The following is an 11,960-nucleotide window of genomic DNA, read 5'->3' as shown; positions in this document are numbered from 1 at the left end:
TCAGGAGGTCCCCGTGCAAACCATTCAGGAACCCGCCCGCCAGATCCCCGTAGTTCATCAGACCGACGTTCTAGTTGTAGGTTCCGGCCCCGCCGGCCTTGCCGCCGCACTGGCAGCGGCACGGGCGGGGGCGGAAGTGTCCTTGGTCGACCGCTTCGGTTGCATGGGGGGGAACATCACCGCTGTCGGGGTCGAAGGTTTCGCCTGGTATCGCCACGAACAGACGGTCGAAGCTGGCGGCATCGGCATGGAGTTCGAAACCCGTGCCAAGGAGATGGGCGCTGCGGTGCCGGAAAGCCAGTCGCTTAGCTATGAGCTCGACAGCGAGGGCTTCAAACTGGTGGCAGACAAGCTGGTCGAAGAAGCTGGCGTGCATCCGATGCTGCACCGTCAGTTTGTTGCGCCGATCATGGAAGGCAACAGGATCACCGGGATCATAACCGAATCCAAGGCAGGGCGCGAGGCGATACTGGCCAAGGTGGTGATTGATGCCACCGGGGACGCTGATGTGGCTCACCGTGCAGGCGCACCGACCCACAAGACCCCACGCGAAGACATGATGGCGGCCTCGGTCATGTTCCATCTGGCCGGCGTCGACAAACGCGCATTCATGGAAGGTGTCAAGTCCGACCCGCAAACCTATAAGGACTGGGGCGGCGGCGGTGAGTGGAATATCGAGACGAGCGGCAAAGAAGACGACATGTTCTCACCCTTCGTGCACAAACCGTTCCAACAAGCCATTGATGAGGGGCTGATCCCGCCGCATCTGAACACCATCGCCGGTACATGGGGTGCAATGCATGACACGGGTGAGCTGACCTACATGAACCTCATCCATCTGGCCGAGATAGACGGCACCGACCCCGACAGCCTGACGCGGGGCGAGATCGAAGGCCGACGTCAGTCGATGCTGGCCATCGAGGCGCTGCGCAGGTTCATGCCCGGTTGTGAAAACGCCCGTCTGCGGAACTTTGGAATGACTATCGGCATCCGCGACACCCGTAAGATCGACGCGATCTATAACATGACCGAGGATGACGCCCGCCATCAGGGTCGGTTCGAAGACACGATCGGCATCTACCCCGAGTTCATCGACGGCTATGGCATCCTGATCTTGCCGACCACAGGCCGATACATGCAGGTCCCTTACCGATCCATGCTGCCAAAAGGTGTGCAGGGCCTGCTGGTGGCGGGGCGTTCGCACGGCGCAGACCGCGTCGCCCATGCCGCGACCCGAAACATGGCCTGTTGTGCTGTCATGGGTCAGGGCGCCGGAATTGCAGCGGCGTTGTCCCTCAAAAGCAATCAGGACGTGCACGAATTGAACCTGAGCCCGGTTCACGCCGAACTTGAACGCCAAGGGGTGAGGATCAACTGATGGACCATATACCTACAATCGACATTGCCCCCCTGAACGACAAGGCTCATCCGGGCTTTGACACCACCGTTCAGCAAATCCTGAACGCTTGCACCAGCATCGGCTTCCTATCGATTACAGGCACCGGCGTTCCCCCGGATATGGTCGAGCAGGTTCGGGACTGCGTTCGTGAGATCTTCGGCGTCGATGACAGCAGCAAATGGGATCAGGCCATCACCCGTGACAATTATCGCGGCTATATTCCCATGGGATTTTTTACCCCGAACGACGGATCGGGGACCGCCGACAAATACGAAGGCTACAAGTTGCACTTCGAAACCTCATCGGATGCGCCTATCCGTCAGGACTGCGCGCTTTATGGGCCAAATCTCTGGCCACGCGAAGTCTCGGGCGCTCGGGACGTCATCCTGAATTACTGGGCTGAACTGGATCGCGTAACAGACCATTTGCTTGGGGCGCTGGAAGTCGGGTTGAAGCTTGAGCCGGATAGTCTGCGCGACGCTTTCCGCGATCCGATGACCAATATGACTTTGCTGCATTACCCACCTCAGGCCGCCGAGGAAGCGGGCTATGGCATTCATCCGCACAAAGATACCGACGCACTGACCATCATCGCGCCCGATCCCGTCGGCGGGCTTGAGGTTCAGACGCGGGCCGGAGACTGGATTACTCCGGATTGCCCGCCCGGAGGCTTTGTCGTCAATATCGGCGACATGCTGGAGCTTTGGTCGGGGGGACGGTTGAAATCAACTCCGCACCGGGTCGTCAACCGCTCGGGGCGGGAACGGTATTCCTTTCCGTATTTCGCCGTGCCGCGTCATGATGTTGTCATCCAACCCCAATTGCCACCCCTACCCGGCTTTGACCGGCCCGCAGTCCATTGCGGGCACTGGTCGGCAGAGATATGGCGCACAAACTGGTCAGATGAAACGGCGGATGAGGAAACCCCCGAACTGGGAACATTGCACAGCTGACACCCCAAAATCTCAGCGGGCATGAACCACTTGCATCGCGGGCGCGCATGGGCCAAGAACACGTGCAAGAGCCAAACTCAGGGGACCGATATGGCCTTGCCCGTTAAGGATCAGCTCAGATACTGGGGCATCGCCGCAGTGGTGATTGCCCTTCTTTTGTGGGCTCTTGGAGACGTGCTTCTGCCCTTCGTCATCGGTGGTGCGATTGCATATTTTCTGGATCCGGTCGCGGATCGGCTTGAAAATTTGGGTCTCTCGCGCATGGCGGCGACGGGCATCATAACCGTCGTTGGTGTGCTGGGTTTCGTCCTGGCCATCCTGATGGTAGTTCCCGCATTGATCACTCAGCTGATCGATCTGGTCGAGATCATGCCCAGCCTGTTCAAGGAACTGCGCGGGTTTATCGAACGACAATTCCCGTCCCTGCTGGACCGTCAGTCCAACTCGCATCAGTTTCTGGTTTCTCTTGGCGAGACCCTGAAGTCGAAGACCGGCGATGTCCTGCAAACGGTCGTCGCCTCGTTGGGGTCGGCAATAAACGTGGTCGTTTTGCTGGTCATCGTGCCGGTGGTTACCGTTTACCTGCTGCTGGACTGGGACCGCATGATTGCTCGAATAGCCGAGCTTTTGCCGCGTGACCATGCGCCGACAATCAAGAAACTGGCCGGGGAAATCGATGATGTCCTGGCCTCGTTCGTACGGGGCATGGGAACGGTCTGTCTGATCCTGGGCACGTACTATGCCATCGCGCTGATGCTTGTCGGCCTGCAGTTCGGGCTGATTGTCGGGTTCATTGCCGGACTCGTCACCTTCATCCCGTATCTGGGGGCGCTGATCGGCGGCACGCTGGCGATCGGGCTGGCGCTGTTTCAGTTCTGGGGTGACTGGGCCCATATCGGGCTGGTCGCTGGTGTATTCGCACTTGGGCAAGTGACCGAAGGCAATTTCCTGACACCCAAACTTGTCGGCAATTCGGTCGGCCTGCATCCGGTCTGGCTGCTGCTGGCGCTGTCCGTGTTTGGGGCACTGTTCGGTTTTGTGGGCATGTTGGTGGCTGTTCCGGTCGCCGCAGCACTCGGCGTACTGGCCCGGTTTGCCACTTCGAAATATCTGGAAAGCCGCCTGTATACCGGGCTGGAAGGGCTGGATCAGGAAGACAAGTGAATGGCACGCCAGCTCAGCTTTGACCTTCCGGCGAAAACCGCGCTGGGACGCGAGGATTTTTTTGTTTCCCCCGCCAACGCTCTGGCGGTGGCAATGATTTCCGCCTCGTCCTGGCCAGGCAACAAACTGGTGCTCAGCGGACCGGCAGGTTCGGGGAAAACACATCTGTCGCATGTATGGGCGGCGGAAACCGGCGGACGGATCATTTCGGCCACCGATCTGAAGCACGGCGAGGTGCCCGAGTTGGCCCAGACTTCGGTCGCGGTCGAAGATGTACCCATGATCGCAGCCGACGCTGAAAAACAGAAAACGCTGTTTCATCTGCACAATCTTGTTCTGGCCGAAGGCCACGCGCTGTTGATGACCGGACGGCTGGCGCCGAAGCTATGGCAGCTGCCTCTGGCCGATTTGCAAAGCCGTATCGAAGGCGCCCATCAGGTCGCCCTGGACCCGCCCGATGACGCCCTTCTGGGGGCCGTGCTGGCCAAGCTGTTCGTGGACCGGCAGCTCAACCCCGGACCCGAGGTGATTTCCTATCTGGTCAAGCACATGGACCGGCGTTTCGAAACGGCGGCAGAGGTCGTGGCCCAACTGGACAAGCTCGCACTGTCGGAAAGACGCGACATCACTCGGGCGCTGGCGATCCGGGTTCTGAAACACCATGCCGGCGACGGCCATTGAAGAGATTGACCCGAATCCGGTGATTTCGCATCCTGAGACAGGAATATCTGGGAAAGACATGGATCAGACTATCGATACCACCATCCCCGACTGGGGACCTTTCGGAAGACCGCTATTTTCTGATCCCCGCGTCAGGGACTTGTCCCGGGTCGGTGTTGTCGATGTCGGGTCGAACTCGGTGCGTATGGTCATATTTGACGGGGCGGCCCGCTCACCCGCGTATTTCTACAACGAAAAGGTGATGTGCGAACTGGGCGCGGGTCTGTCGGAGACCGGGCACCTGAACCCCAGAGGGCGTGTTCGCGCCTTGGATGCCCTGCGCCGGTTCCAGCATCTGGCCGACAACCTTGATCTGCCCGGTCTGCACGTTGTCGCAACCGCCGCAGTACGCGAAGCCAAGGACGGGCAGGAGTTTTGCGACGAGGTCAAAGCCGAAACCGGCCTACACGTTTCGATCATTGATGGTCTGGAAGAGGCCCGTTTCTCCGCTCAAGGCGTGCTTCTGGGATGGCCGGGTGCATACGGTCTGATCTGCGATATTGGCGGTTCATCCATGGAACTGGCCGAGATCGGCGAAGGCCAGACCGGTCGCCGCGTGACATCCGCGCTGGGTCCGTTGAAATTGCGGGACATTAAAGGCGGGCGTCGTGCCCGCAAGGCGCACATCAAATCCACCATGGAAGAACTGCGCGATCAGTTGGGCCCCCAGCGGGATCGCCTGTTCCTGGTGGGCGGCAGCTGGCGCGCCTTTGCACGGCTGGACATGCTGCGGCGGGGTTATCCGCTGAACGTTCTGCATGAATACAGGATGACCCACAAGCAGGTGCACGAAACCATCCGGTTCATCGAAAAGGGCGACCCCGAGAAACTGCGCAGCCGGGCTGGTGTGTCCAGCTCGCGCATGGCGCTTATCCCTTATGCGATGGATGTGCTGTCCCGACTGATCCGCACTTTCAAACCCAAGGACATCGCCATTTCAAGCTATGGAATCCGCGAAGGGCTTCTGTACGAACAGATGCCGCAAAGCCTGCGCGATTGCGACCCGCTGATCGAGGCCAGCCGCTTTTCGGAAGCCAAGGACGCCCGTCTGCCCGGTTTTGGAAAACATCTGTTCGATTTCGTCATGCCGCTGTTCAAATCGGCCCCGTCAACCCGCGTCCGGCTGGTCAAGGCCGCTTGCCTTCTGCACGATGTCAGTTGGCGCGCTCATCCCGATTATCGGGCAGAGGTCTGTTTCGACTACGTGACCCGCGCCAACCTGGGTGGGCTGAAGCATTCGGAACGGGTGTTCATTGGTCTGGCGTTGCAGCACCGCTACCGCAACAAACGCGAAGGCAACCGGTTCGCGCCACAATATGAACTGCTGGATGAAGAGGGTCAGAAGCAGGCCGAGATTCTGGGCAAGGCAATGCGTTTTGGCGCAATGCTGTGGATGAAGAATGACGCCACGATGGGCAAACTTCGTTATTTCCCAAAGAAACGCCAGTTGGATCTGATTTTGCCGAAAGCCGCCGAACCGCTGTTCAACGAAACCGCCGAAGCACGTTTCGGCTCTCTGGCTCAGGCGTTGAAGTCCGAGACCAAGGTTATCATCAAGGGGTAATCCCCTGTAAACGCTCAGATATCCGTTACACCTTCGTCCGGTTCTGGTTTTTCCTCAAGAGTTTGCGGGGTGTCGTCCTGCGGTTTCCGGCGGATGATGATATCGCCATTGGGCAGGATCTCCGGTGCCTCATAAACGCTCCAGTCCTGTATCTCCTTGGTCATTTCTGCCAGTGCCGGTCCCATTTCCTCAAAAAAGGACAGCATGGCAGGACCAAACTGTTCAGCCAGGTCGCGTAAATCATCCAGCGTGGGTTCCATCTCCTTGCGCAGGCCTTCGAAGAAAAGCTCGGCGCCGCGCTCCATCAGGGACTTGCCGGTATCTTCCTGCGCGCTGGCTGGGAACGCAGTGGACGTCACGATCAGACTTATCAAAAGAACTCGTTTCATGCGGCCAAACATAAGCACTGCGGGAAGGCGTTGAAAGATCACAGGTCAATATCCAGAGTTACGGGAAAATGGTCCGAGGCCGTCAGCAGTGCGTCCCGCAATTCCGCGTTCGAACGGATCGCGTCGTCCCGCAACGGATGCCAGATTCGCCAGACCGGATTTCGCTGGCGCAGCGGATCGCTGATCATGATGTAATCCAGCAATGCCTCAAGAAAATCTCCCTTGTCCCGGCGCACAAACCGGGCCGTCGAAGGTGTTTCCCCGCCGACAGAGCCGTAGGCGGTTGCGGCATTGGGATCAAACAAACCGGACTGCAACAAAATCTCGACGGATGAGCGCCCGAACAGGTTCTCGAACTCGTCCAGGCCCGGGCCGTCATTCAGATCACCCAGCAAAATCACCGGTTCGTCCTCGGCAATGTGCTGTTCGACGCGCCGGGCCAGCCAGATCGCCTGAGCCAGTTGTTTGCGCCGGTTGGAAATTGAAATCCGGATCGCCTCGTCCCGGCTTTCCGCGCCGTGCGGCGCTTTGGATTTCAGATGTGCCCCAATCAGGCGAAATTTCGCACCCGACTTTGTTTCCACCGCCAATTCCATCGGTGGCTTTGAAAAAAGCACAACATCCTCGGTTGCGTCGATATCCAGATCAATCCGAAATTCGGTGTCAAACCGGGGTGCTGTCTGATGGTCGAATGGCTGCGCAGACCGCGTCTTTGGATCATGGCGCACCATCATCAACTGAGGATCAAACAAAAGTGCCAGTTCCTGATGGGTTTCATTGGCAAAGCCCATGACCGCATGAGTGGTGCGCAAATCGAAGGCTTCCGCAAAACCCTGCAACGCGCGGACGGTGTTCTGGGTTTTGCCGGTGTTTGGGGCCTCAACGATCAGAATGGCATCTGCGTCGATGGCCGTCAGAACCTTGGCAATCGCCTCGACCTGCTGGGCCCGGGTGACATCATAGCGGCCGGACCAGCCGTCATCGACGATCAGACGATCCTGGCGATCAAACAAGTTGGCGAACCATTCGATATTGTAGGTCGCCAAACGCATCCGTTCAGACCTTTGCACCGTTTATTTCGTCCCAGGCGCGGTTGATGTCGATCATCTTTTTCTCGGCCAGCCGGATTGCCTCCTCGGGCACGCCGCGCGCCATCATGGCGTCAGGATGGGTTTCGCGCACTAGCTTGCGCCAGATGTTGCGAATTTCGGTCAACGGCATGTCCCTTGTCACGCCCAGAACGGTATACGGATCGTTTGGGGCATCCGGCACGAACCGGGCGCGCAGCGCCAGAAACTGAGCGTCGGTTTGCCCGAATATCCGGCTGACTTCTTCCAGAAACTCGTTTTCGTTCGGGTGATAAAACCCGTCGGCCATTGCGATGTGAAACAGGCCTTCCATCAGGTCGCACAACGTCGTGCTGTCTTCGTCGAACATCCTGGCGATCTTGCGGGCATAGTCCTGATAGCCGGCCACGTCGGTTCGGGCCATGTTGAACACCCGCGCCGCGCCTTCTTCGTCTTCGCGGGCAATCTGGAACACATCGCGAAAGGCCGTAACCTCGTCCCGCGTCACCTGCCCGTCTGCCTTGGCCATCTTGGCGCCCAGCGCGATCACAGCGATTGTAAAGGCCACCGACCTTTCAGGCGGTGAGCGCAGTTTTTCAAAAACGGCCGTCAGGCTTTCACCTTGTGCCAGTGCGCTCAGCGCATCGGATATACGGGTCCAGATCGACATGGCCGCACCCTAGCGCCACAAATCGCGCGTGTCAGGTGCGACAGATCAGTCCTGACCAATAATTTTCTGCATCAGTACCAGATCCAACCTGCGGCCCCATTTGCAGCCCACTTGGGGCATTCGTCCGACTTCGGTGAAACCGATGCGACCGTGAAAGGCGATGGCCGCCGGATTTTCAGAAGATATTCCCGCCACAAGCACGTGGACGCTGTCGGACCGGGCCACCTCTTCCAACCGGCTCATCAACGCGCGGCCGATCCCCTTGCCACGTGCTGATGGAGCGAGTTGAATCGAGTGCTCGCGGCATTCGGCATACCCCGGCCCGGATCGGAACCGAGTATACGAAGCGAAACCGACAACCTCGCTATCCAGTTCAGCCACCAAAAACCCCGCACCGCGGGCTTCTATGTCGGCTGCAATTCCCGCGGCAGACCGCTCCTCGGATGTGAACGTAACCAGGGTATCCCTGATGATCGCGTTGGCAATATTCGCAATCGCTGGTGCATCCGCAATCTGTGCCTGCCGAACCCTCATTCCAGAACGCGACGTCCGTTTGGTGTCTCGAATTCAGCGCGCAGACCCGGCGGGCCCTGGTGAAACTCAACACCCTCAACCGGCCCGGTGCTTTGGGCAAGTTTCGCGGCTTCGGGATGGGACACCAGCAATCTCAGCAACCGGCAACCACTGGCCTGCAACATTCCGGCGGGGTGCAGATCGCCCTGCCACTGTATGAGTGCGGGATAGAGGTTGTCATAAGGCAGGCGCCCGGACGACGGCACGATCATACGCCAGCACAGTGCGCCGCGCTCCAGATCTGTCGGGTCGAACGGGCCACCTGGCATGATGGCCGCCTCGATATCCTTCACACGGCAGATCCAGTTGGTCAGGCGCGGTGCACCCTGGAACCGGTCCAGATCGAACCACCGGGTGCGCTCGGGTTGCGCCGCATTCGGGTCAACTGCAATCGCTTCCAGATACAAGCCATCTTCAAGTCCGAGCAGCTTGTTATAAGTACCGAATTTCTCATGCTTGCCGCCTGTCTCAAGCCTGACCCCCAAGGCGTCCTCGACATGCGCGGCAGCAGCCTCCAGCGTTTCCCCTGCGACGGCCAGATGATCCAGTTCCATTTCCACCCCATCAAAAAAGGCAGCGCAGAAAACGCGCTACCTTTCCCAATAAAGCTGTCCTCGGACATCTGCGCCACAAGATTCTTCGTTGAAAAATCTTGTCTGGGCCTTACCCCTTGGCTTCGCCGATCAGGCGCAGAATATCCTGTGCCGCTTCGGGGATATTGGTGCCCGGACCAAAGATCGCCTTAACGCCGTGATCATAGAGAAACTGATAATCCTGCTGTGGGATCACCCCGCCGCAGATCACGATGATATCCTCGGCACCGGCTTTCTTGAGTTCCTCGACCAGTTGCGGGGCCAGTGTCTTGTGGCCTGCCGCCTGTGAAGAAATGCCGACCACGTGGACGTCATTGTCGACGGCATCCTGAGCCGCCTCGGCCGGTGTCTGGAACAGAGGGCCAACGTCGACGTCAAACCCGATATCCGCAAAGGCCGTCGCAATCACCTTGGCACCCCGGTCATGGCCATCCTGCCCCATCTTGACGACCAGCAAGCGGGGGCGGCGGCCTTCAGCCTCGGCGAAATCTTCGATGGATTTCTGGATCGCGGCAAAACCTTCGTCACCCTCATAGGCCGCTCCATAGACACCGGCCAGCGTTTTCACTTCGGCGCGGTGGCGGCCGAATTCCTTCTCCATTGCCATGCTGATCTCTCCTACGGATGCGCGGGCACGGGCGGCCTCAACGGCAGCGGCCAGCAGGTTTCCACCCTCGCGGGCTGTGGTGGTCAATGCGTCCAGCGCCTGCTGGCAGGCTGCCTCGTCCCGCGTTGCGCGGATACGTTCCAGCCGCGCGACCTGAGCCTCGCGCACGGCGACGTTGTCGACGTCGAGAATGTCGATCGGGTCTTCCTGTTCCTTGCGGTACTTGTTGACGCCGACGATCACCTCGTCACCCCGGTCGATCATGGCCTGACGACGCGCGGCACTTTCTTCGATCCGAAGCTTGGGCATGCCGCTGGCCACGGCCTTGGTCATGCCGCCCATCTCCTCGACCTCTTCCATCAGGGCCCAGGCTTTGTCGATCAGCTCGTTGGTCAGGCTTTCGACGTAGTAGGAACCCGCCAGCGGATCGACCACATCCGTCACGCCGGTTTCCTCCTGCAGGATCAATTGCGTGTTCCGCGCGATACGGGCCGAGAAATCGGTCGGCAACGCAATCGCTTCGTCCAAAGCATTTGTGTGCAGCGACTGGGTGCCGCCCAAAACCGCGCTCATCGCCTCATAGGCGGTACGGATCACATTGTTATAGGGGTCCTGTTCCTGCAGCGACACGCCGGAAGTCTGGCAATGGGTGCGCAACATCTTGGACCGTTCGGACTTTGCCCCGAACTCGGTCATCACGCGGTGCCACAGGGTCCGCGCGGCACGCAGTTTGGCAGCCTCCATAAAGAAATTCATGCCGATCGCAAAGAAGAACGACAGGCGACCTGCGAACTTGTCCACGTCCATCCCGGCTTGCGTCGCGGCACGAACATATTCGCGCCCGTCAGCCAGCGTATAGGCCAGTTCCTGCACCAGGTTCGCTCCGGCCTCTTGCATGTGATAGCCCGAAATTGAGATCGAGTTGAACTTGGGCATCTCGTTCGACGTGTAATCGATAATGTCCGAGATGATCTTCATCGACGGTTCAGGCGGATAAATATAGGTGTTGCGCACCATGAACTCTTTCAGAATGTCGTTCTGAATGGTGCCGGACAGGACGGACTTGTCGTGGCCCTGTTCTTCGCCCGCAACGATGAAGCTCGCCAGAATCGGAATCACCGCGCCGTTCATCGTCATCGAGACCGAGACCTTGTCCAGCGGGATGCCGTCGAACAGAATCTTCATGTCCTCAACGCTATCAATGGCCACACCGGCTTTACCCACGTCTCCGACAACGCGCGGGTGGTCACTGTCATAGCCCCGGTGTGTCGCCAGATCGAAGGCCACCGACACGCCCTGCTGACCGGCCGCCAGGTTGCGACGATAGAAAGCGTTCGATTCCTCGGCGGTGGAAAAGCCCGCATATTGGCGGATGGTCCACGGACGGCCTGCGTACATCGTCGCCTTCACACCGCGTGTAAACGGCCCGAAACCCGGCAAAGACCCCATATGCGGCAGTTCCGCCGTGTCCGCAGGCGTATACAGCGGTTTGACGTCGATGCCTTCCAGCGTTTCTTTGGTCAGATCATCCAACGGACGACCGCGCAGCTCTTTCTCGGCAAGCGCTTTCCAGTCCTTCGTGTCGGTCATTTCGATTTCCTCTTATCAATTCGGTGCGCGGCCGGTTTGCGACAGCACGCGTATGTTCAATCCCGCCCTTCAATCCGGCCCGGGCGCGGAAAATTGAGCGTTGAGTGCAAATCGCTGGTCGCAATCGCCTGCACAGTGGCTATATTCATTGGAACAGGAGGCCATATGACACGCACGCTTGCCCTTGTTTTCTCGGCACTATTCCCGCTGGCCGCGCTGGCCGCCGATGGCACAGCACCAGCAGATGACAGTTTTGTCCGACCCGCTGGCGACAGCGAACTGGACGAATTCCTATGGGTCAGCCGACCCATCGTTGTCTTTGCCGATACACCTGCCGATCCACGGTTCCAGCAACAGATCGACATGCTGCTGGAAGGTGAAGACGCCATGCGCGACCGCGACGTTATCGTGCTGACGGATACCGATCCCAAGGCGCGGTCGCCCATTCGGTCACAACTGCGCCCGCGTGGATTCCAGATGGTGTTTGTCGACAAGGATGGGGTCGTGAAACTGCGCAAACCCAGCCCGTGGAGCGTGCGCGAGATTGGCCGGTCCATCGACAAGACCCCCTTGCGCGAACGCGAGATTCGCGAGCGGCGCGAGGGCGGCTGAGAACTTTCGCCAAGCCCATTGGCCCCGGCGATGATCGCCGGTGGCCCTTGGAGATATGA

Annotated in this window: 12 protein-coding genes; 6 read left to right on the top strand and 6 right to left on the bottom strand. The window is 59.2% G+C overall.

Going from position 1 to position 11,960, the window contains the following annotated elements:
* The first annotated feature begins 13 nt into the window (after positions 1-13).
* The 5 genes from ACR0MI_RS00435 to ACR0MI_RS00415 all read left to right on the top strand — a co-directional run bounded on the left by ACR0MI_RS00435 (position 14) and on the right by ACR0MI_RS00415 (position 5,800).
* A complete protein-coding gene (locus ACR0MI_RS00435; protein WP_480440466.1) occupies positions 14-1,378 on the top strand; it encodes an FAD-dependent oxidoreductase in 1,365 nt (454 codons plus the stop codon).
* Complete coding sequence (locus ACR0MI_RS00430) at positions 1,378-2,352, top strand: isopenicillin N synthase family oxygenase (RefSeq protein ID WP_170816650.1); 975 nt, start codon at positions 1,378-1,380, stop codon at positions 2,350-2,352. The genes ACR0MI_RS00435 and ACR0MI_RS00430 overlap by 1 nt, the downstream gene beginning before the upstream one ends.
* A 90-nt stretch (positions 2,353-2,442) precedes the next feature.
* Positions 2,443-3,516, top strand: a complete 1,074-nt coding sequence (locus ACR0MI_RS00425) for an AI-2E family transporter (protein WP_170609960.1) — start codon at positions 2,443-2,445, stop codon at positions 3,514-3,516.
* Positions 3,517-4,197, top strand: coding sequence for a GTPase domain-containing protein (locus ACR0MI_RS00420; RefSeq protein WP_170609959.1), 681 nt, complete (start codon positions 3,517-3,519; stop codon positions 4,195-4,197).
* Positions 4,198-4,255: 58 nt separating this feature from the next.
* On the top strand, positions 4,256-5,800 hold the full coding sequence (locus tag ACR0MI_RS00415) for a Ppx/GppA family phosphatase (protein WP_170609957.1): 1,545 nt from the start codon (positions 4,256-4,258) through the stop codon (positions 5,798-5,800).
* 14 nt (positions 5,801-5,814) lie between these two features.
* On the opposite strand, the gene ACR0MI_RS00410 is transcribed toward ACR0MI_RS00415, so the two are convergent.
* The 6 genes from ACR0MI_RS00410 to scpA form a co-directional block, all read right to left on the bottom strand.
* A complete protein-coding gene (locus ACR0MI_RS00410; RefSeq protein ID WP_170609955.1) occupies positions 5,815-6,189 on the bottom strand; it encodes a hypothetical protein in 375 nt (124 codons plus the stop codon).
* 38 nt (positions 6,190-6,227) lie between these two features.
* Positions 6,228-7,241, bottom strand: coding sequence for an endonuclease/exonuclease/phosphatase family protein (locus ACR0MI_RS00405; RefSeq protein WP_170681990.1), 1,014 nt, complete (start codon positions 7,239-7,241; stop codon positions 6,228-6,230).
* 4 nt (positions 7,242-7,245) lie between these two features.
* Positions 7,246-7,926, bottom strand: a complete 681-nt coding sequence (locus ACR0MI_RS00400) for a molecular chaperone DjiA (RefSeq protein ID WP_170609951.1) — start codon at positions 7,924-7,926, stop codon at positions 7,246-7,248.
* Positions 7,927-7,971: 45 nt separating this feature from the next.
* A complete protein-coding gene (locus ACR0MI_RS00395) occupies positions 7,972-8,460 on the bottom strand; it encodes a GNAT family N-acetyltransferase (RefSeq protein WP_170816652.1) in 489 nt (162 codons plus the stop codon).
* Positions 8,457-9,053 carry a VOC family protein gene (locus ACR0MI_RS00390; protein ID WP_170816653.1) on the bottom strand — a complete coding sequence of 199 codons (597 nt, stop codon included), beginning with the start codon at positions 9,051-9,053 and terminating at the stop codon, positions 8,457-8,459. The genes ACR0MI_RS00395 and ACR0MI_RS00390 overlap by 4 nt, the downstream gene beginning before the upstream one ends.
* Positions 9,054-9,162: 109 nt before the next feature.
* Positions 9,163-11,289, bottom strand: a complete 2,127-nt coding sequence (gene scpA / locus ACR0MI_RS00385; RefSeq protein ID WP_170816654.1) for a methylmalonyl-CoA mutase — start codon at positions 11,287-11,289, stop codon at positions 9,163-9,165.
* A 165-nt stretch (positions 11,290-11,454) separates the two neighbouring features.
* Here scpA and ACR0MI_RS00380 point away from each other — a divergent pair, with 165 nt between their 5' ends.
* Positions 11,455-11,901, top strand: coding sequence for a DUF4174 domain-containing protein (locus tag ACR0MI_RS00380; protein ID WP_170609943.1), 447 nt, complete (start codon positions 11,455-11,457; stop codon positions 11,899-11,901).
* The last annotated feature ends 59 nt before the right edge of the window (positions 11,902-11,960 follow it).

Source organism: Ruegeria sp. D4, assembly GCF_056534475.1.
The sequence above is the reverse complement of the archived record's forward strand: the minus strand, read 5'-3'. Positions and strand labels throughout refer to the sequence as shown.